Below are 21,535 nucleotides of genomic sequence, written 5' to 3'. Positions count from 1 at the left end.
CGCGCGAAGCCACCGGAGCGACGCATGCGCCGCTCAGCGCGCCGGCGGTTGCGCCGCCGTCGCTGCGTAGCCCGACATCGCCTGATGCGTGCTCGTGTCGTCGTACCCGTAGCCGTACCGCCCCGGCACGCCCTTGAAGTCGTTCAGGATCACGCCGCGCACGGCGATATGCGCATGCTCGAGCCGTCGTGCGCTTTCGTCGAGCTCCGTCAGCGTCGTCACGTCGCCGCGCGCGACGAGGAACACGGTGCCCGCCAGACGCCCGAGCAACAGCGCATCGGCGACCGGCAGCAGCGGCGGCCCGTCGATCACGACCATGTCGTATTGCGATGCGGCCTGCTCCACCAGCGCCGCGAACGACGGCTGCAGCAGCAGTTCGCCGGGATCGGAAACGATGCTGCCCATCGGCAGGAAATCCAGGCCCGGCATCACGCCGTGCCGGATCGCGTCGTCGATGCCGTGCGTGCCGGCCACCACATCCGACAGGCCCGGCGCGCGACTGTAGCGGAACCGTTCGTGCAGCGATCCCTTGCGCAGATCCGCGTCGATCAGCAACGTCCGTCGCCGCGCCGCGCCCATCAGCGACGCAAGATTGGCCGCAACGAACGACTTGCCGACGCCCGTCGTCGGCCCCGAGATCAGCACGACGGCGTTCCGCGCGTCGCGCATCGACAATTGCAGCTCGGTGCGGAAATGGCGCAGGCTTTCCAGCGCGACGTCCTGCGCCGCGACAGGCGGCACCGGCTTGCGTGTACTGCTCGCGCCGCCGCTCGCCGCACTCGTTGCGCGCGCACCGATTTGCGCATACGCCGGGCTATGCGGCACCGTCGCGAACACGGGCAAGCCGGTCGACCATTCGATTTCGTCCACGTCGCCCACCGTGCCCGCGATGCGCCGGCGCGCGACCACGATCGCGGCGCCTGCCAGCAGGCCGACGATCAGCGACGCGACGACGATCATCCCGCGATGCGGCCCGATCGGCACCTCCGCTACCTTCGCGACGTCGACGATCCGCACGGTACCGGTCTTGCTCGCCCGGGCCAGGATCATCTGCTGGCGCGTATTGAGCAGGTTCGTGTACAGCGCGGTATCGACGGCCACGTCGCGCTGCAACTGCAGCACGCCCTGCTCGACGGTCGGCAACTGCTCGATCTGCTTGCGCGTCGTGTCGAGCGAACGCTGTGCGTCGGCGAGCTGCGCATCCACCGCCTCGACCGCCGGATGCTTCGGCATGAAGCGCGTCAGCAATTCCTCGCGGCGCTGCTGCAGCGTCTGCACGCGCGTCTCGATGTCGACCGACTGCTGGCGCAACGCCAGCGCCTCGTCGCTCGTATTGACCGTGGCATGCGACGCACGGTATGCATTGAAGCGGCTCTCGGCCGTTTCGAGTTGCGCCTTCAACTGCGGCAGCTGCGCGTCCATGAAACGGATCAGCTTGTCGGCCGCTGCCGACTTGCGCTGCGTATTCTGCGCGAGGTATGCATCGCCGATCGCATTCAGCACGCGGCTGTCGTGCACGGGATCGGTGCCGTCGAGCGTCACGCCGATCATGTTCGACTGCTTGCCGCGCTCCGAGATCAACGCGTTCTTCTGCAGCCAGGTCGTCGCTTCTTCGTCGCCGTAGCGCGTCAGGTCGAAACGTGCGCCGGGCTTGCCCGCCACGTCGCGCACGAACAGGTCGATCGTCCCCTGCGGCGTTTCGACGTGCAGCGGCTGGCCGACCCGGCCCTGCCATACCGGCCCCGTCCTGCCGAAGAACCCGGTGCGCTGCAGCGTATAGGCGCCGTCGTCGCCGAGCGTCAGCGCGAAGCGTTTGTCGAGCAATCGCTTCGATACGTCGAAGGTCGACACGTCGATGCGCTCGGTGCCATAGACGTAGCCGCCCGGCAGCGGCGACGACAATCCGTCGGCGCTACTGACGAGCCGCCAGCCGATGATGGGCAGGTAGTGCGGCCGCACGTTCACGGGCAGGTTGGTACTGTCGACCGCGCGCGCCATCACCGCGCGGGATTTCAGCACCTCGATTTCCGTCGATGCATCGGTCTTCAGATCGAACACCGACGACGGATCGCCGGTCGGCGCCGTCGGTTTCGAATCGGTCGGACTCTGCTCGACCTGGAACAGGATGTCGGATCGGTAAACCGGCGCCGCGCACAGCGCGTACACGGCGCCGACGACCGCACCGGCGAGTGCCGTGCAGAGGATCAGCCGCCGGCCGCCGTACAGCATGCGCCAGTAGCGGCGAACCGGAGAGGACGGGCGCAAGGCGGCCCCGTCGAACGGGTCGGTCAAGGTCGAAGAAGTCATACAGCATCAGTCCCGTAGGGCGCGACGCGCGGTCGCGATCACGAATTCGCCGCGAAGGTCACGGCGAGATCGCCTTGGCCGTCAGCGCGCCTTGCGCGGACGACGGAATCAGCAGGTTGACGACACGGCTCCAGCGCACCAGCGACGACGAATCGACGAACACGACGTCGCGCCGCTCGAGCGGGAACTGGTCGGCCAGCGCGAACGACGCAGGTTCGCGGCCGTCGAGGTGGTACACCTGCGGGCGGTTGCCCGGGCCGCGACGCACGACGAACACCTGTCGTGCGTCCGACGTGTACTGGCTCACCCCGCCGGCGTCGCCGAGCGCTTCGCCGAGGGTCATCCGGCCGTCGGTCAGCGTCAGCGTCGCCGGGCGCGACACCTCGCCAAGCACGAACACCTTCGCTTCGCTCGTGGGGCGCACGCGCACCAGGTCGCCGTCGCGCAGCAGGATGTTCGACGGGTTCACGCCCGCGGCGATCAATGCCGGCAGACTCACGTTCACGGTCTTGTCGCCACGCGTCACCGACACCTGCGAGCGGTCGGCCGTCGCGGTGAAACCGCCCGCGCGGTCGATCGCCTCGGGCAGCGTCATCGGCAGGTCGTTGACGATCTGCAGCCCCGGCGAACGCACTTCGCCGTCGAGATACACGCGCTTGCTGCGGTAGGCCTGCACGCGCAGCGACAGCTGCGGCTTGCGCACGTATTCGCCGAGCCGTCTCGTCAGCAGCGCGCTCGCCTGTGCGTCGGTGAGCCCGGCCACGTGCACGAGGCCGGCATACGCGAACTGCACGTTGCCGTTTGCGTCGACCGTGTAGCCCGCCGCGACCGAATTGGCGCCGACGCCGTCGCCGCCCGTCCCGCCGCCCGTCATCTGCGTGGTGGGCAGGTTCAGTTCCGGGTGATCCCACACGGTGATGCCGAGCACGTCGCCGGGGCCGATCGTGTACGGATGCGGCGTGCCGAACAGCTGGCGGATTTCCGCATCGACCTTGACGCCTTGCGGTGCGCCATGTTGTCGCGCGACGAGTGCCGGCGTGATCTCGATCAACTCCTGGCTCGACACGTTCTGCACGCCGTCGAGGCCGCCGGCGCTCGATGCGTCGGCGCTTACGCGCGCATTCGCATCGCGTTCGGTGGACCCGCGATACGTCATGCCCGGCGACAGCGCGCACGCACTCAATGCGCATGCAGCCGCGATGATCGCCATGCGCGACAGCCACGGCGCGCGACGGACGACGGCCGCCTGCGGCCATCGTGTCCCGAGCGTCGATCTCTTTTGCGTGGTGGTTGACATTCGTGCCCTTCCGAAACTGTGCGGTAACCCGCCGAACCCGACCGATTCCCGCATTACGCTTGGCAGCGCGGCTCGCATTGCGGTGCCGCGCCTCCCTCTTCACCGCACGTCATTCCGTACGATCCGTCATGAACAGTCCTTCGCTTTCATCACTCGTCTGCATCGTGTCGGCCTGCGTTGCCTGTACCGCCACGGCTCAGACGCCGCCTGCCGCTCCGGCCGACGCGCCGGTTTCCGCATCGTCGGCACTTCCCGCGCCGCTCGTGCTGCAACGTTCGGCGCAAACCACCGCGCGACGCGTTGCTGCGGAGTCCGATACACCTGCATCGGGTGTCGCGGTGCCCGGCTTCGCGTTTCCGCTTCCCGCCACCCGCGCCGCGGCACAACCCGAATCGCGCCCTCGCAGTGCGCTGCGTCGACCGCTCATGGCGGACCGACCGCACCGCCCGCAAGCGGCGAGCGCACCGGCCGGCGATGCGTGGAGCACCGACACGCTGTACGCGTCGCCCTACACGAAATCCCCGTACGAGCCACCCGGCGATCCGGACTGACGGACCTGCGGTCATGCCCTCGCATGACCGCACGTGCGTCCATACCGAATTGGACATCACGCCGGCCCGCACGTTTGTGAGCGACCCCACCGAACGCCCATCTCCATCCGAACCGGGATCGCGCCCGACGTCACGACCCGCCGACCGACACCCCTGCGTACGGCTGCGCGGCCGCCTCCGGCGCGGCCAGATCGGCGGCACGCGCGACCGGCCAGTCCGACTCGCGTGCCAGCGCCCGCATGCACAGATCGATCACGACGTCCGTGCCCGCCGCGCCGTACACCGCGTGGTCGACCTGCGCATCCAGGTGCAGGCGCACGTGGCGTGAGCGCCGGAATGCCTGCTCGATCGCGCCGAAGTGCCGCCGCACGTCGTCGATGCCGGGATCCAGCGCGCCGTACACGAGCATCGTCCATACGTTGCGCTGCGCGAGTTCACGCATCACGCCGCGCGGCGTGTCGACGCGCGGCTTCCAGCCGACGCGCGACGCGATTTCCATCACCGGCACGCTGACGCGCGCGGCCGCATTCGCGGCGATCGCGCGCACGATCGGCCGCACGTCGCGCCGCTCCTGCACGAATCGCTTCCACTTCCGCCAGTCGCGTACCGAGAGCCAGTAACCGCGCACCGAGTTGTTCCGCTGCTTCTGCACCGCCTCGAGCGAGAGCCCGGCCGGCCATACGAAGCGGGCGAGATTGACCGCGATCACGCCGCCGAGCGACGGCGTCTTCACCGCCGCATGCAGCGCTGCGTATGCACCGGAACAGATGCCGGCCGCGACCACCTCCGGATAGCCGAGCGCGCGAAGCCAGTCCGCGGCGGCGGCCACGTCGTCGACCGATTGCGTCGAGTACACGATGCCCGACTGGTCGTCCAACGCAGCGGGCCCGCTGTCGCCGATGCCGTGCGCGTCGATCCGCAGCGTCGTCACGCCGATGCGCGCGAGCGTACGGGCGAGGCGCACGCTGAAACGCCCTTCGCCCGTGCGCGGATTCGTCGACGTGTTCGCGATCACGACCGCCGGGCCGACCGGCTCGGCCGGCCGCGTATCGGCGGGACGGCACAGCACGCCGACCAGCCGGTCCGGCCCGACCGCGACGACCTGCTCGGTCATGTTGGTCATGTCGAGCGCGACGGCCGGCTCGCCGTTCCACGCGGGATCCGCGTTCGCGCGCGCTTCGTCGGCAGCCGGCGTGCTCAGCGAGCGTTCGACGATCCAGTTCACGACCGTATCGGTCGCCGCCAGCGGCAGGCGCGAGCGGGTCCCGTCGAGCATCGTCGTCGGCCATTCGCGAAACGGTTCGCTCGTCACGTTCACGCCGCGCGCGCGCAACGCGTCATGCAATGCCGGGCCGTCGCCCTGATCGGGCTCGATGAGCAGCATCGCGCCGGGCAGCGTCGGCGCATCGCGCACCACGTCGCACAGATCGATCGCCTTCAGCGCGGCGACCAGATCGTCCGGGAAGCGATGACCGAGCACGTTCATGCACGGCTCGTCGCGGTGCGCGGCGCGGATCGCGGGCGACGTGGTGTCGAGCCACTGGCGATGCACGAACGACAACTCGCGGAGATAGGCGCGGCCGCGCACGACCGGCGACAGTGCGACCAGCCCATCGACGCGCGGCGGCGGACGCCGGCCCGCACCCGCGGCGGCCTGCATCGCGAACAGCGCGCCCGCACGCACGCCGACGAGCGTGAGCCCGGTCACGCCGAGTTCGTCGCGCAACAGGTCGATCGCATCGTGAATGCTGTCGAGGGTAGCGGCATGCCGGCCGGCATCGCGGTCGTCGCCGGCCGAGTCGCCGCTGCACGGATAGTGGAATCGCATCGCCGTGACGCCCTCGCGAGCCAGACGCTCGGCCATCGCGCGCATCAGCTTGTGCGTCCACGAAGCCTCGTGACCCAGCGACTCGCACAGGATCACGCCCTGTCTCGAATGTCCCTCGTGCAGCCACCCGACGCAGCTGCCGAACGTTATCGGCTTCAATGGGTACTCCTCGGATCGGTATTTGTTATCGGAACGCGTACGCGTTCCGGCTCCAGCGGAATGGGCGACATCGCCGTTCATGCGACTGCCGGACGAACGCACGGCGGCACGGCAACGGATAGCCGCCGCGCCCCTGCGCGGCCCGCCTGCCCTGCTTCATGCGTTCGCCGTCCTGCTCATGCAGTGCGGAAGCGTGTTGTCCCGCGTGCTCGTGCGTACTCGTGCGTGCCGGTCGTGGCACGTCGCCGTGCACGCTTGCCGTCATGAACGAAGACGGTGCGTCGATTAGATCATTCGGTCCGAGCGCGCTTCGGTGCGCCAGCTTACAAAGACATTCCACACGCTCGCGATATAACGACGTCGTTGCGCGCACGATTGCGTCCGCGCGCCGGCATGGCATCGCCGAACGGTAGGCTCGCGAACAAACGCGCATCCGTCGGCCCGTATCATGGCCGCCAGACGATGTGGCCGTGCCCGGCATCGCCGGACGACGACCGGCGCCCCCCGGCGCCGGCCGCGAACCCACGCAGCCGCGTCAGGCCGGCCGGCCGCGCGAGCGCACGGCGGCCCGATCCGCCGCCATGCGACCCCCACGGCGCCGACCGAGCGAATGTCAAACCTGAAGAAGAACTTCCTGCTGCTGCTGACGTTGCAGATTTCGATGTATGCGGTGCCGCTGCTGATCGCACCGCTGCTCACGCATGCGCTCGGCCCGGAAGGCTACGGACAGCTGGCGTTCTCGCTTGCCGTCATCGCGTATCTCACCAACTGCACGAGCTATAGCTTCGACCTGACCGCCACGCCGCGCATCGCGCTCGCCCGCGACGATCGCGCGGAACGCTCGCGGATCTTCTGGGCGACGCTGTACGCGCAGATCGGCATCGCGGTGCTCTGTTTCATCGTGCTGGTCATGCTGACGCTCGTGGTCCGGCGCTTCGGCGACGATCGCGATCTGCTGCTGATCGGCTTCGGCATGGTGGCCGGCGTCGCGTTCACGCCGGGCTGGTATTTCCAGGGGATGGAGAAGCTGCGCGCGCTCAGCGTGATCCTGTTCGTCGGCCGCATCCTGAGCCTGCCCGCGATGTTCGCGCTCGTGCACAGCCCGGCCGACATCGACCGCGCGATGATCGTCAACGCCGCCGTGCCGTTGCTGTCCGCGGTCGCGCTGGCCGTCTACCTGTTTTTCCATCGGGAAATCGACTTCGTCCGCGTCGGCTTCAGCGACATCGCCGAATCGTTGAAGGGCGGCTGGCAGGTGTTTCTCGCGTCCACGTCGATCGCGTTCTACGCGTCGACCAACACCGTGCTGCTCGGATTCGTGTCGGGCAACGTCGCGGCCGGTTATTTCGCCGCCGGCGACAAGCTGATCCGCGCGGCGCTCAGCATGCTTCAGCCGCTGAAGGCGGCCACCTATCCGCGCATCAACTATCTGATGCGGCATGCGCGCCACGACGCGTTCTCGTTCCTGCGCAAGCTGTTCGTCGTGCAGGTCGTGATGGTGCTCGGCATCTCGCTCGCGATCTTCTTCGGTGCGCCGCTCGCCGTGCGCATCCTGTACGGCCCGTCGTACGAACCGACGGTCCAGGTGCTGCGCTGGATGGCGTTCATCCCGTTCATGGCCGGCATGACCGATCTTTTTGGTGTGCAGACCATGCTGCCGCTCGGAATGAAGTCCGCGTTCACGCGCATCCTGATGTCGTCCGGCGTCGTGAACATCGTGCTGGTGCCGGTGCTCGCGAAGTACTTCGCCGAACTCGGCGCGGCCGCTGCCGTGTTGCTGGCCGAAGCCGCGGTCGCCGCCGCGCTCGCGACCGTCGTCTATCGCGCGGGCATTCCGCTGCCCGGCAGCCCCGCCGCGCGACGCGCGTAGCGCCTGGCGGCTGCGCGAGTCCTGCGGGTGCGCCCATATCGTCGCCGTCTTGTACGCCAAGGAAGCTCGGGAAGCGCAATGGCGCAGGCCAACGACGCAACGGCGTTGGGCATCCGGTTCACGTCCCTGTAAAATTCGACGACGATCCGCTGCTCGCGTCGTTCAGGCGCCGCGTCGGACGCGATCCAGGCACGCCCGGCACCCATCGACAGCCTGTGGCACAGGAGCCTCTATCTCGTTGATTTTTATACATCCACCGTTTCCCGGAACATGACTTACTCGCTCGCCACCACGTACATCCGGGAACTCGAAATCCGCAAGAGCCGCTTCATCGCGTACGCGATTCCCGTCGAGGACCGCGACGCCGCGATGCACGCGCTGCAACGTCTGCGCGACGAGCATCCGACAGCCACCCACGTGTGCTGGGCGCTGCTCGCGGGTGGCCAGTCGGGCATGTCGGACGACGGCGAACCGTCGGGCACCGCCGGCCGGCCGATCCTCGAAGTGCTGCGCCATCACGATCTGGACGGCGTACTCGGCGCAGTCGTCCGCTACTACGGCGGCGTGAAGCTCGGCGCCGGTGGCCTGGTGCGCGCCTATACCGACGCGATCGCATCGGCGCTGCTCGACGCCGAGCGCGTCGAGCGCATCCGCTACACGCGGTTCGCGATCGAAATCGGCTACCCCGACGAAGCGCGGGTGCGCCGCTGGATGGAACAGGCAGGTTACGAACTGGTGGACAGTGCTTACGGGATGACGGTGAAGCTCGTGATCAAGCTGCCCGAAACGGCGGAGACAGCCGCAAAAGCCGAGCTGTTCGACCTGACGCAGGGGCGCTCGGGCTTCCCCGATCTGTAGTCCGGCGCGGCCGCGCCCCGGATCGCATTGCCGGGCGCGACCGCGCCGCATTCCTGATCTGCGAATGACGCGCGCCGCGTTGCGCGGCGCGCGCGTTCGGCGCAACGGCTCGGCCTGACCCGCTCAGTAAATGTCCGGCACGATCATGTCGTCCGGCACCGGGCGACGAATGTAGTCCTCGTGATGCTCGCGCTGCGGCAGATCGATGGTCGGACGCGGCACTTCGTGATACGGCACCTGCGTCAGCAGATGATGGATGCAGTTCAGGCGCGCACGCTTCTTGTCCACCGCCTGCACGACCCACCACGGCGCCTCGGGGATATGCGTGCGCTGCAGCATCTCTTCCTTCGCGGCCGTATAGGCTTCCCAGCGGCGGCGGCTTTCGAGGTCCATCGGGCTCAGCTTCCACTGCTTCAGCGGATCCTCGATCCGGCTCTGGAAGCGCGTCTCCTGTTCATGGTCGGTGATCGAAAACCAGTACTTGATGATCTGGATCCCGCTGCGCACGAGCATCTTCTCGAACTCCGGCGCCGAGCGAAAAAACTCCTCGTATTCGTCGTCGGTACAGAAATTCATCACGCGCTCGACGCCCGCGCGGTTGTACCAGCTGCGGTCGAACAGCACGATCTCGCCGCCGGCCGGCAGATGCGCGACGTAGCGCTGGAAATACCATTGGGTGCGCTCGCGGTTGCTCGGTGCGGGCAGCGCCGCCACGCGGCATACGCGCGGATTCAGCCGCTGCGTGATGCGCTTGATCGCGCCGCCCTTGCCGGCCGCGTCGCGCCCCTCGAAAATCACGACCAGCCGGTGCCCCGTGGCCACGACCCAGTCCTGCAGCTTCACGAGCTCGCCCTGCAGCCGGAACAGCTCGCGGAAATACTGCTTGCGCGCTTCGCGGCGCTCCTGCGAGAACAGCAGGTCGCCCGCGTCGTCGAAGCGGCGGTCGTCGAGCTCCATCTCGAGCTCTTCGTCGTACGCGTCGACGAGGTCCTCCTCGAAACGGCGCTGCCGCGCTTCGAGCGATGCCATTTCGGTGAGGTTGTCGGTCTCGGTGCGGGTAGTCTTGTCGCCCATGGGGCCTCCTTCCTTCAGTTGACGCAGTCACACTCGGCCATTATCCCAGTGTCGCGCGTCAAATTGATGAAATGGCCTGCCGGACGCCTTCGGAAGCGCAACCGGCGCCGGCGTGACGCCGGTTGCGCGGTCGGAACGGCCGCTCTGTCGGCTCGACCGCTCGGGCGCGATGTCAGCATCGTCACAACATCGTCGCGGCACGCTGACGGCGGTCGATGATCATTCGGCGGACAGCGACACACGACCGGCGGCCAGCCAAACCCGAGCGTTCACGCGGGTCTGCGGGTTCCAAAGCGGGTTCGACCACAAGCCTCTGACCGAGACAGAGAATTTTCGTCGAAAACAACCCGCCGGCGGCCGCAATCAAGCGTCAAGTGCCGCTCACGAACACGCCGGGTTCTAGTTGCGTACACAACCTCCCGCCGAAATACCTTTTCGCGCACCGCATATCTCGCCGCTTCGAAGCAATCTATATGGCCACCGCAACGAGCGAAGACGCTGCTGATACAGCACAACGGCATCAGCGAGGAAGAGGCGTATCAGCAGATCCGCTCGCAGGCGATGGAGCGGCGCATCTCGATCAACCAGCTTGCCGAACAGATCGTGCATGCGCACGCGCTGCTGAAGCGCTAATGCGTGCGCGCACGCCGTGCGTCAGTCGGGTGGCGGCAGCACGACCGTATCCTCGGGGCCGAGCACGCGGCCGTCCTGCGCGCGCAGCTCCAGTTTCCTGACGGGCAAGCCGGATTTACGATCGACGAGCAGCACGTGCGCCTCGTCCGGTTCGAAGAAGAATGCCTCGCCCCACTGCCGCAGCGCGACGAGCAGCGGAAACAGGCCGCGCCCCTTTTCGGTCAGCACGTACTCGTGATGCGCGCCGCCGTCCGCGGCCGCCACCATGTCCATGATTCCGTGCGCGACGAGGTTGCGCAAACGCGCGGCGAGGATGTTCTTCGCCAGGCCGAGATTTTTCTGGAATTCGCCGAAACGGCGCAGGCCGTCGAACGCATCGCGCACGATCAGCAGCGACCACCAGTCGCCGATCGCGTCCAGCGGGCGCGCAACGCCGCAGAGGGAGTCTTCGTGGGTCGTTCGTCGCGTCATCGATGTGGGCCGGGCGGCGGTTGGTCACTGCTACGGAAGGTTTCAATATAAAACCAACACTATCGGAAATCAATCGTCACGCCGTTACTGTTCGCGCAGCACGAACAAAGCGGGATCCGCCGCCGGTATTGGACTGCCACCGAATAGGTTTTCACTCTGAAGCGCGCAGCTTTTCTGTCCTCATTGCGCGGCGGGCATCTCACCGCGCGGATATTCGGCCGTGCAGTTGCGAATCGCTCGGTTGCAAGTTGAAACCGCATGCCCTACGCTCTTTATGGTTTCAACTTGAAACCAAACCCTCACCCACGAAGGAGCGTTCGATGATCCCGCCCGATGCCACGTTCGACGGTACTTTTCCATTTGCCCCGCACTTCAACGACGCGTCCGGGTTCCGCATGCACTACGTGGATGAAGGGCCGCGCGACGGCGAGACCATCCTGTGCCTGCATGGCGAACCTACGTGGGGTTATCTGTTTCGTCATCTGATCGGCGCGTTGCGCTCGACCCACCGCGTCGTCGTGCCCGATCACATGGGATTCGGCAAAAGCGCAACACCTCAGGAACGCAACTACTGGTTGCAAGACCATATCGACAACCTCGAACGTTTCGTCGTCGCGCTCGATCTCGATCGCGTGACGCTCGTGATGCACGACTTCGGCGGCCCGGTCGGCATGGGGCTCGCCGCGCGTCATCCGGACCGTATCCGGCGCATCGTGTCGGCGAACGGGCCGACGCCGTTCGGCCAGCCCGATCTCGGCGAGCGCTCGAGCGCGAACGGTCGCGATGCGCCGTGGTTCCAGTGGATCATGCGCGCGGCGGCCGACGGCTCGCTCGATACGGTGCTCGGGCAGCTCGGCTTCAACATCCTGAGCACGCTGAAGCTGAACGGTTTCGAGAATCACGCGATCGTCACCGATACGTGGCTCGCCGCATATGGCGCGCCGTTCGCACGACCGGCGGATTGCCTCGGCGCGATCGGCTGGGCGCGGGGATTTGCCGCCGGCTTGCACCGGTTCGAGGAACCCGACGCGGCGGCGCTACGCGCGATCCGCGCAAAGCCCGCGCTCGCGATCTGGGGAGACGCCGATCGAACGCTCGGCGCCGAACATTTCCTGCCGCTGTTCACCGCGCTGTTTCCGTCGGCGCCCGTCGAGCGGCTGGCGGGTGTCGGGCACTATTGCTTCGAGGATGCGCCCGACGCAGTGACGAAGCGAATCGCCCGCTTCATCGGCGCGACCGCGTAAACACGTGAACACGTGAACGCATCGCATCGCCGGCGCGAGCGAGCGATGTGATGCGATGTGATGCGATGTGATGCGATGTGATGCGATGTGATGCGATGTGATGCGATGCATTCCACGGCCGGGTGAACACCCGGTCGTGCAACCGCATGCGCGACCGCTTTCGCGAACGCGCATGCTACACGCCAACGTCAGCGGATGATTCGCGTGACGCCGCGCCCGCGCGGATCGGCCATCGCTTCAGGCGTCTTGCCGTCGATCTTGATCACCTGGATGTCGCCGCTGAAGTCCTGCCCCTTCAGCGTGTAGCCGCGCGCTTCGAGCTGCTTCGCGAGCTCGCCCTCGATCGGGTGGTACGGCTCCCAGAAGATCGTGTTCGGCGGCAGCAGCTGATGATGGAAACGCATCGCACCCACGGCCTCCTTCAACGGCATCTTGAAGTCGTAGATGTTGTTGATCACCTGGAAGATCGACGTGAAGATCCGCGAGCCGCCCGGCGTGCCGATCACGAGCGATACCTTGCCGTCCTTCGTCATGATCGTCGGCGACATCGACGACAGCGGGCGCTTCTTCGGCTCGATCGCGTTCGCATCGCTGCCGACCACGCCGAACATGTTCGCGACGCCCGGCTTCGCGGAGAAGTCGTCCATCTCGTCGTTCAGCACGATGCCGGTGCCGTCTGCGATCACGCCCGAGCCGAAATAGCCGTTGATCGTGTACGTGTTCGACACCGCGTTGCCCCACTTGTCGACGACCGAGAAATGCGTCGTTTCGGCCTTCTCCGGCATCGTCGTGCCGAGGCCCGGCTGCACGCTCTTGGTGTCCGACGGCTCCTTCGGGTTGACCTCGGCCGCGCGCTTCGCGATGTATGCGTCGTCGGTCAGCTGCGCGATCGGCACCTTGTAGAAGTCGGGATCGCCGAGATACTGCGCACGATCGGCGAACACGCGCTTCTCGATTTCGGCGACGAGGTGGATGTACTGCGGCGAGTTGAGCTTCACGCCCTCGAAGTCCTGCTTGCGGTCGGCCTTCATCTTCAGCAGCTGCACGAGGCCGATGCCGCCGGAGCTCGGAGGCGGCGCGGTGATCACGTCATAGCCGTTCCATTTCGCCTGCACCGGCTCGCGCCACACCGCGCGATACTGCGCGAGATCCTCGGTCGTGATCAGCCCGTTGCCGTCGCCCGTCTTCATCGACGCGGCGATCAGCTCGGCCGTCTTGCCCTTGTAGAAACCTTCGGCGCCGTCGTTGGAGACCCGCGTGAGCACGTCGGCGAGATCGGGCTGCTTGAAGTTCGTGCCCGCCTTCAGCCCGGAGAAGTACTTGTCGAAGTTGGTCTTGCCGCCGAACTCCTTCGACGCATCGACGCCGCGCTGCGCGAGCTGTTCGTCGACGACGAAGCCGTCGCGCGCATAGTGGATCGCCGGCGCGAGCACCTGCTTCCACTTCAGCTTGCCGAAGCGCTTCTGCGCTTCCCACATGCCGGCGACCGTGCCGGGCACGCCGACCGCGCGCGGGCCGTACAGGCTCATGCCCTTGACGACGTTGCCGTCCTTGTCGAGATACATGTCCTTCGTCGCGGCGAGCGGCGCGCGCTCGCGATAGTCGATGAAGTACGGCTTGCCGTCCTTGTAGATCGTCATGAAGCCGCCGCCGCCGATGTTGCCGGCTTCCGGATACGTGACGGCAAGCGTGAACGCGATGGCGACGGCCGCGTCGATCGCGTTGCCGCCTTCCTTGAAGATCCGCTCCGCGGCATCCGCGCTGTACTTGTCGGCCACCGCGACCGCCGAGCTCGTCAGGACCGCGTGCTGCGGGCCCTTCGCATAGACGGGCGCGTTCGGCAGGAAACCGACGCCGGCCACCGTCGCGAGCACGACGGCGGAGGTTTTGAAGCGATTCAGCGTAGTCATTGCATGTCCCCCATATGGATCTCCTTCAGGCAGGAAAGGCGCCTGATCCGCTTATGGCCGCTGGCACGCCGACGGCCACGTGCGGTTTCGTAGTATAGGGGCACAAAGAGGGTCGAACACGTGGCGCGCGGCGAAACGCGCAAATTGTGTGCGGCGCCGCGTGCTCGCGAGTAAAAAACGGCCACACGGATCGGTCGAAATTTCATGCGTCGTACGCGATCGCGCACTGCACAAAAACCGAAAGTTGCGTCGTGCGCGCCGCGCGCGCGACGCACGAAAAAAAACCTGCAGTCGGGCGCGCGCGGCACACGTGTATCTGCGAAGATAGCGCCCCGATTTCGCACCGCATCATTTGCTGCGTTTGCGCGCCGCTTCACGCTTTCTCGTCTCGCTTCGTATGGCCTCACACAATGCACATCATGCGACCGGCATCGCGGCCGGCGTCGCAGCCGCCGTCCTCGTCGCACAAACCGGCGCAACGGGCCTCTGGCACACCGGCATGCTCGCCGCATTCGCGGCAGGCGTCGCGGGTGGCACCGCGCCCGACTGGCTCGAACTCGCATGGTGGTCGCGCAAGCGCCGCTTGTGGATCACGCACCGCACCGTCACGCACTGGGGCATCGGCTGGATCGCGCTGCTCGCGCTCGGATGGCACGGGCTCACCCATCATCCGCATCCGCTGTGGGCGGCACCGCTGTTCGGCTTCGCATGCGGCGGCGTGATGCACCTGCTCGCCGACTGGCCGAATCCGCTCGGCGTGCCGTGGATCTGGCGGCGTCACTCGCTCAACCTGTGGAACAGCGGCCATTGCGACCTGATCGTCGTGGCTGCCGCATGGGGCGGTACGCTGTGGCTCGCGCAATCGCTGTGCACACGCGCACCGCTGCTCGAATCGTGGCTCGGCTGGCTGCATCGGGTGTAGACGTGGGTAGGCCCGTGTAGTCGCGTGCGGTCGCGTGCCACCGCGTGCCACCGCGTGCCATCGCGTGCCGTCGCACGGAACCGCGTCGGGGGCGCGTAATGCCGCGTGATGTCACGCGATGTCGCGCAGCGAACCGAGCGCGCGCACCGCGACGCGCGTCGCCGACCGCTTCTTCGCTTCTCCCTCCATCTGAACGGCCCCCGCGATTCGCGAACGCCCCTCCCGCGCACGCCTATTGAATCGCGCGCGCCGCGCCCCATCTTCATCCGTATCGACGACGCGCGCGCTCACGCCGCTCGCGACGCCCGGCACGCGCACGCGTCGTCTGGCACACTGACGATTCACGCACGGCCGCCCGCGCGCTCGCACCCCATTTCAACGCTCCGATGGACGTCACCGCCACCCGCCCCGCCGCCCATGCGCTCGACGTGTTCCACCCGGCCGTGGCCGCGTGGTTCCGCCGCGCGTTCGCCGCACCGACCGGTGCGCAGGCGCTCGCGTGGCCGCACATCAAGGCCGGCCGCTCGACGCTCGTCGCCGCGCCGACCGGCTCCGGCAAGACGCTCACCGCGTTCCTGTGCGCGCTCGACGATCTCGTGCGCGATGCGCTCGCGCACGACGGCGCGCTGCCCGACGCGACGCTCGTCGTGTACGTGTCGCCGCTGAAGGCGCTGTCGAACGACATCCACGTGAACCTCGACGCGCCGCTCGCCGGCATCGCCCAATCGCTCGCGCAACTCGGGCTGCCGGTGCCGGAGATCCGCACCGCCGTGCGCACCGGCGACACCACGCAGGCCGAACGTGCGGCGCTGCGCAAGCGCGCACCGCACATTCTCGTGACGACGCCCGAGTCGCTGTACGTGCTGCTGTCGTCGACATCGGGGCGGCAGATGCTGTCGGGCGTGCGCTCGGTCATCGTCGACGAGATCCACGCGCTCGCATCGTCCAAGCGCGGCAGCCATCTCGCGCTGTCGCTCGAACGCCTCGACGCGCTGACGGGCAGCACGCTGCCGCGCATCGGGCTGTCGGCAACACAGAAGCCGATCGACGCGGTCGCACGCTTTCTCGTCGGCGGCCCGGCCGATGCGCCGCGCGAGTGCACGATCGTCGACACAGGCCACACGCGCGAACGCGACCTCGCGCTCGAACTGCCGAACGTACCGCTCGAACCGGTGATGGCGACCGACGTGTGGGAACAGGTGTACGACCGGATCGCCGCGCTCGCGGCCGCGCATCGCACGACGCTCGTGTTCGTGAACACGCGGCGCACCGCGGAGCGCATGGCGCGCCATCTCGCCGAGCGCCTCGGCAAGGACGCGATCGCCGCGCACCACGGCAGTCTCGCGAAAGAACACCGTTTCGAAGCGGAACAGCGGTTGAAGCGCGGCGAACTGAAGCTCCTCGTCGCGACCGCGTCGCTCGAACTCGGCATCGACATCGGCGACGTCGATCTGGTCTGCCAGGTCGGTTCGCCGCGCGGCATCGCGCCGTTCCTGCAGCGCGTCGGCCGCTCGGGGCACCACGTCGGCGGCGTGCCGAAGGGGCGCCTCTTCCCGCTGTCGCGCGACGAGCTCGTCGAATGCGCGGCGCTGCTCGACTGCGTGCAACGCGGCGAACTCGATGCGTTGCGGATTCCGGACGCGCCGCTCGACGTGCTCGCGCAGCAGATCGTCGCCGAAGTCGCGTGCGCGGAATGGCAGGAAGACGCGCTGTATGCGAGCTTCACGCGCGCGGCGCCGTACGCGCAGCTGCCGCGCGAACGCTTCGACGACGTGATCAAGATGCTCGCCGAAGGCTTCACGAGCCGCCGCGGCGTGCGCGGCGCGTATCTGCACCGCGACGTGGTCGGCGGCACGGTGCGCGGGCGCCGCAACGCGATGATGACCGCGACGACGTCCGGCGGCACGATCCCCGACATGGCCGACTATGCGGTGCTGCTCGAACCGCAGGGCATCCAGGTCGGCACCGTCAACGAGGATTTCGCGGTCGAGAGCCTGGCCGGCGACGTGTTCCAGCTCGGCAACCAGTCGTACCGGATCATTCGCGTCGAGACGGGCCGCGTGCGGGTCGAGGACGCGCAAGGCCAGTCGCCGAGCATCCCGTTCTGGCTCGGCGAGGCGCCCGGGCGCAGCGACGAGCTGTCGGCGGCCGTCGGCCGGTTGCGCGCCCGGCTCGACGCGCTGTTCGCCGAAGGCGACCGGCTCGCGAAGGCCGGTGCGCGCAAGCGTGCGGGCGGCGACGAAAACGGCAACAGCGACGCAGCCGGGAAACCGGGCGCGCGCCGCAACGCCAAAAAACGCGCGGATGCCGGCACGATCGCCGTTACCGCGCAAAGCGGTGCCGACGTCCCCGCCACCGTCGCCGGCACCGCCGAAAGTCGCCTCGCGCCGGCACTGCGCTGGCTCGCCGACGATCTGCACCTGGCCCCGGACGCGGCACGCCAGATCGCCGAGTACCTCGCGCGCACGCGCGCCGCGCTCGGCGCGCTGCCGACGCAGGACACGCTCGTGATGGAGCGCTTCTTCGACGAATCGGGCGGCATGCAGCTGGTGATCCATTCACCGTTCGGCAGCCGCATCAACCGCGCATGGGGGCTCGCGCTGCGCAAGCGCTTCTGCCGCAGTTTCAACTTCGAGCTGCAGGCGGCCGCGACCGACGACGCGATCATCCTGTCGCTGGCGCTCGCGCACAGCTTCGCGCTCGACGAAGTGTGGCGCTACCTGCGCTCGGCCAGCGCCGAGCACGTGCTGGTCCAGGCGCTGCTCGACGCACCGCTGTTCGGCGTGCGCTGGCGCTGGAACGCGACGACCTCGCTCGCGCTGCCGCGCTTCACCGGCGGCCGGCGCACCGCGCCGCAACTGCAGCGGATGAAGAGCGAGGATCTGCTCGCGAGCGTGTTCCCGGATCAGGCCGCATGCCTCGAGAACGTCGTCGGCGAACGCGAGATCCCGCACCACCCGCTCGTCGACCAGACGCTCGACGATTGCCTGCACGACGCGATGGATACCGACGGCTGGCTCGCGCTGCTGCGCCGGATCGAAAGCGGCGCGATCGAGCTGGTCGCGCGCGACCTGCCCGCGCCGTCGCCGCTCGCGGCCGAAATCCTGAACGCGAAGCCGTATGCGTTCCTCGACGACGCGCCGATCGAAGAACGCCGCACGCAGGCCGTGCAGGCGCGCCGCTGGAGCGACCCCGAATCGGCGGACGATCTCGGCGCGCTCGACGCCGATGCGATCGATGCCGTGCGCGACGAAGCATGGCCGCTCGTGCGCGACGCCGACGAAATGCACGACGCGCTGCTCACGCTCGCCTGCGTCGCCGATCACGAAGCGCACGCGCACGAGGGCTGGCCCGAGCGCCTCGCGGAGCTGGCCGAACGCCGGCGCGCGACGAAGTTGATTACGCCGGATGGCGCGGCGCTGTGGGTGCCGGTCGAACGGCTGGTCTGCCTGCGCGCGCTGCACCCCGACGCGCGCACGGCGCCCGTGCTGAAAGTGCCGGCCGCCTGCGCGCAGCCGTGGGAAGCCGATGCCGCACTCGTCGACGTGATCCGCGCGCGGCTAACGGGCTTCGGGCCGCTTGCGCTCGATGCGATCGCGCAGCCGCTCGGCCTGCCGCCTACCGCGATCGCAACCGCGCTCGCGACGCTCGAACGCGAAGGCTACGTGATGCGCGGCCGCTTCACGCCGGGCGCGACAGTCGATGAATGGTGCGAACGCCACTTGCTCGCGCGCATTCATCGCTATACGGTCAAGCGGCTGCGCCGCGAGATCGAACCGGTCGAGCGTGCCGATTTCATGCGCTTCCTGTTTCACTGGCAACACCTGACACCCGACACGCGCGGCTCGGGCCGCGACGCGCTCGCGGCCGTCGTCGAACAGCTCGAAGGCTACGAAGCCGCGGCCGGCGCATGGGAAGACGCGCTGCTGCCAGCACGGCTGACCGACTACACGGCCGGCGGCCTCGACGAGCTGTGCCGCTCGGGCAAGCTCGTGTGGACCCGCATCGGTGCACCGGCACGCGCGGCCGGCACGCCCGTGAAGACGACGCCGGTCGTGCTGCTGCCGCGCCGCCACCTCGGCGCATGGCAGGCGCTGCGCGACCCCGATGCGCAACCGGCGCTGTCCGCACGCGCGACGCAGGTGCGCGATGCGCTTGCCGCGCACGGCGCGATGTTCTTCGATGCGCTGCTCGACGAGTTGCACATGCTGCCCGTCGAGCTCGAACAGGCGCTCGGCGAACTGGTGTCGGCCGGCCTCGTGAACGCGGACAGCTTCGCGGGCTTGCGTGCGCTGCTGAGGCCGGCCGTCAAGCGCAGCGCGACCTATGCGCCGCGCACGCGGCGCGGCGGCGCGCTGATCGGCGGCATGGACGATGCGGGCCGCTGGGCGCTCGTGCAACGCGTGGCGCCGCCGGACGACGCGCCGGCGCCGAAACGCGGGATGGCCGCGACCGACCCCGAAGCGCTCGAACACATCGTGTGGACGCTGCTGCGCCGCTATGGCGTCGTGTTCTGGCGGCTGCTCGAACGCGAAGCCGACTGGCTGCCGAGCTGGCGCGAACTCGTGCGGGTCCTGCAGCGTCTCGAAGCGCGCGGCGAGATTCGCGGCGGGCGCTTCGTTGCCGGGCTCGCGGGCGAGCAGTTCGCGCTGCCCGAAGCGATCCCGGTCCTGCGCCAACTGCGCCGGCAGCCGGGCGACGGCCAGTACGTGTGCGTGACCGGCGCCGATCCGCTGAACCTCGCCGGCACGCTGCTGCCCGGCGACAAGGTGCCCGCGCTCGCGGGCAATCGCGTGCTGTTCCGCGACGGCGTTCCCGTCGCGTCGCTCGTATCGGGCACGTTCCACTACGTGCCCGACCTGACGCCCGCCGCGCGCGAAGATGCGCGCCTGCGGCTCGCGCGCCGTTACTGACAGCGACTGACAGGCGACACGTCGCGGACTACTGAACGCCGGGCTGCAGCGTCGCGCGCGTTCGGATAGCATCGAACGATTCGACGTACGGGCATCCATGCCCGACACACGTGTTCCGGAGACATCCCTTCATGCCATCGCATGCCGATTCGCCCGCCGTTCATCACGCCGGCTCGTTGACCATTTTCCAGGGCGCTGCGCTGTATATCGGCGCGGTGCTCGGCACCGGCGTCATTGCACTGCCCGCGCTCGCCGCCGAAGTCGCGGGCCCGGCTTCGCTGCTCGCGTGGGCCGCGCTCGTCGTGCTGTCGGGGCCGCTTGCGGCGACCTTCGCCGCACTCGGCGCGCGCTATCCCGATGCCGGCGGCGTATCGACCTATGCACGACGCGCATTCGGGCCGAAGGCCGCGGCGATCGTCGGCTGGTGCTTCTATTTCGCGGTGCCGGCCGGCGCGCCGGCCGCCGCGATGTTCGGCGGCGCGTACGTCGCGGCCGTCACGGGCGGCGGCCCCACGACCGTCGTCGTCACGGCCGTCGCGCTGATCGCCGCGGTCTCGGCCGCGAATGCTTTCGGCGTTACCGTGTCGGGCCGCATGCAGCTCGTGTTGTCGGCGCTGCTCGTCACGCTGCTGCTCGCCGCCGTGCTCGCGTCCGCGCCGCATGCGCGCGCGGCGAACCTGCATCCGTTCGCGCCGCACGGCTGGCTCGCGGTCCGCCAGGCCGCCGCGCTGCTCGTGTGGAGCTTCGCGGGCTGGGAAGCGATCACGCACCTCGCCGCGGAATTTCGCCGGCCCGCGCACGACATGCCGCGCTCGGCCGGCATCGCGGTCGTGGTCGTCGGCCTGCTGTATCTGTCGGTCGCCGCCGCGAGCGTCGCGGTGCTCGGGCCATCGGCCGGCGCATCGGGTGCGCCGCTTGCGGAACTGATCGCGGGCGGCATCGGCGGTCACGCGCAGGTGCTGGCAGCGGCAGCCGCGCTGCTGCTCACGCTCGGCACGATGAATGCGTATTTCGCGGGCGCGGCCAAGCTCGGTGCGGCGCTCGGCCGCGACGGCGCGCTGCCGGCGTGGCTTGCGCAAGGCAGCCAAGTGGGCGGCGTGCCGCGTCGCAGCCTCGGCGTGATTGCATTGCTCGCGGCCATTGCGCTGGCCGCGACGACCCTCTCGGACGTCGGGCCGACACCGCTCGTGCTGGTCACGTCCGGTTGCTTCGTGATGGTGTACGGGCTCGGTGCGGCCGCCGCGCTGAAGTTGCTGCCGCGCGGCAGCCTCGCGTATCGCTGCGCGGCGGTATCGCTGGTCGCCGTGGCCGGGCTGTTCCTGACGACGGGATGGTATTTGCTGTGCCCGCTGCTGCTCGCGGGCGGTGCGCTGCTTTATCTGCGGATCGGCGCCCGGCGCAATTGACGGCGCCGGTGCCCCGTGCGGTGACGATCATCGCGCGTGCGATCGCTGCGACGCGCCGGTCGACCGCTCGCGCGTTCATCGCCCGCCAGTTG

The 21,535-nt window shown here is 68.4% G+C and carries 15 protein-coding genes; 8 read left to right on the top strand and 7 right to left on the bottom strand.

Features of this window, described 5'->3' with window-relative positions; genetic code table 11:
• Positions 1-33 precede the first annotated feature (33 nt).
• Positions 34-2,307 carry a polysaccharide biosynthesis tyrosine autokinase gene (locus O1Q03_RS07630; protein ID WP_269502546.1) on the bottom strand — a complete coding sequence of 758 codons (2,274 nt, stop codon included), beginning with the start codon at positions 2,305-2,307 and terminating at the stop codon, positions 34-36.
• A 58-nt stretch (positions 2,308-2,365) separates the two neighbouring features.
• A complete protein-coding gene (locus tag O1Q03_RS07625; RefSeq protein ID WP_269502545.1) occupies positions 2,366-3,604 on the bottom strand; it encodes a polysaccharide biosynthesis/export family protein in 1,239 nt (412 codons plus the stop codon).
• Positions 3,605-4,029: 425 nt separating this feature from the next.
• On the opposite strand from O1Q03_RS07625, the gene O1Q03_RS07620 reads away from it, so the two are divergent.
• Positions 4,030-4,155, top strand: coding sequence for a hypothetical protein (locus O1Q03_RS07620; RefSeq protein WP_269502544.1), 126 nt, complete (start codon positions 4,030-4,032; stop codon positions 4,153-4,155).
• 130 nt (positions 4,156-4,285) lie between these two features.
• Here the strand turns inward: O1Q03_RS07620 and O1Q03_RS07615 are convergent, their stop codons facing one another.
• The gene (locus O1Q03_RS07615; protein WP_269502543.1) at positions 4,286-6,142 is read right to left on the bottom strand and encodes a serine aminopeptidase domain-containing protein; all 1,857 of its coding nucleotides are present in this window, start codon (positions 6,140-6,142) and stop codon (positions 4,286-4,288) included.
• 610 nt (positions 6,143-6,752) lie between these two features.
• Here O1Q03_RS07615 and O1Q03_RS07610 point away from each other — a divergent pair.
• On the top strand, positions 6,753-8,012 hold the full coding sequence (locus O1Q03_RS07610; protein ID WP_269502541.1) for an oligosaccharide flippase family protein: 1,260 nt from the start codon (positions 6,753-6,755) through the stop codon (positions 8,010-8,012).
• A gap of 270 nt (positions 8,013-8,282) precedes the next feature.
• Complete coding sequence (locus O1Q03_RS07605) at positions 8,283-8,870, top strand: IMPACT family protein (protein WP_269502540.1); 588 nt, start codon at positions 8,283-8,285, stop codon at positions 8,868-8,870.
• Positions 8,871-8,993: 123 nt separating this feature from the next.
• On the opposite strand, the gene ppk2 is transcribed toward O1Q03_RS07605, so the two are convergent.
• Positions 8,994-9,944 carry a polyphosphate kinase 2 gene (gene ppk2, locus O1Q03_RS07600; RefSeq protein ID WP_269502539.1) on the bottom strand — a complete coding sequence of 317 codons (951 nt, stop codon included), beginning with the start codon at positions 9,942-9,944 and terminating at the stop codon, positions 8,994-8,996.
• Between the two features lie 279 nt (positions 9,945-10,223).
• Between ppk2 and O1Q03_RS39960 the strand changes: the two genes are divergently transcribed.
• Positions 10,224-10,577: an ANTAR domain-containing protein gene (locus O1Q03_RS39960; RefSeq protein WP_332112519.1), complete on the top strand. Its 354-nt coding sequence runs from the start codon at positions 10,224-10,226 to the stop codon at positions 10,575-10,577.
• A gap of 21 nt (positions 10,578-10,598) precedes the next feature.
• Here O1Q03_RS39960 and O1Q03_RS07590 read toward each other — a convergent pair whose 3' ends face one another.
• Positions 10,599-11,048, bottom strand: coding sequence for a winged helix-turn-helix transcriptional regulator (locus O1Q03_RS07590; protein ID WP_269502538.1), 450 nt, complete (start codon positions 11,046-11,048; stop codon positions 10,599-10,601).
• A gap of 320 nt (positions 11,049-11,368) precedes the next feature.
• Here O1Q03_RS07590 and O1Q03_RS07585 point away from each other — a divergent pair, with 320 nt between their 5' ends.
• Positions 11,369-12,292: an alpha/beta fold hydrolase gene (locus O1Q03_RS07585; RefSeq protein ID WP_269502537.1), complete on the top strand. Its 924-nt coding sequence runs from the start codon at positions 11,369-11,371 to the stop codon at positions 12,290-12,292.
• Between the two features lie 188 nt (positions 12,293-12,480).
• Here O1Q03_RS07585 and ggt read toward each other — a convergent pair whose 3' ends face one another.
• The gene (gene ggt / locus O1Q03_RS07580; protein WP_269502535.1) at positions 12,481-14,202 is read right to left on the bottom strand and encodes a gamma-glutamyltransferase; all 1,722 of its coding nucleotides are present in this window, start codon (positions 14,200-14,202) and stop codon (positions 12,481-12,483) included.
• Positions 14,203-14,599: 397 nt separating this feature from the next.
• On the opposite strand from ggt, the gene O1Q03_RS07575 reads away from it, so the two are divergent.
• Positions 14,600-15,124, top strand: a complete 525-nt coding sequence (locus O1Q03_RS07575; RefSeq protein WP_269502534.1) for a metal-dependent hydrolase — start codon at positions 14,600-14,602, stop codon at positions 15,122-15,124.
• A 111-nt stretch (positions 15,125-15,235) separates the two neighbouring features.
• On the opposite strand, the gene O1Q03_RS07570 is transcribed toward O1Q03_RS07575, so the two are convergent.
• Entirely contained in the window at positions 15,236-15,415 is a 180-nt protein-coding gene (locus O1Q03_RS07570; protein WP_269502533.1) for a hypothetical protein, read from the bottom strand.
• 95 nt (positions 15,416-15,510) lie between these two features.
• Here O1Q03_RS07570 and O1Q03_RS07565 point away from each other — a divergent pair, with 95 nt between their 5' ends.
• The gene (locus O1Q03_RS07565) at positions 15,511-20,037 is read left to right on the top strand and encodes a DEAD/DEAH box helicase (protein ID WP_269502532.1); all 4,527 of its coding nucleotides are present in this window, start codon (positions 15,511-15,513) and stop codon (positions 20,035-20,037) included.
• A 131-nt stretch (positions 20,038-20,168) separates the two neighbouring features.
• Positions 20,169-21,443 (top strand): APC family permease, encoded by a 1,275-nt coding sequence (locus O1Q03_RS07560; protein WP_269502531.1) that lies wholly within the window; start codon positions 20,169-20,171, stop codon positions 21,441-21,443.
• Positions 21,444-21,535 lie beyond the last annotated feature (92 nt).

It is taken from the genome of Burkholderia sp. IMCC1007, assembly GCF_027257875.1.
Taxonomy (GTDB): Bacteria; Pseudomonadota; Gammaproteobacteria; order Burkholderiales; family Burkholderiaceae; genus Burkholderia.
The sequence above is the reverse complement of the archived record's forward strand: the minus strand, read 5'-3'. Positions and strand labels throughout refer to the sequence as shown.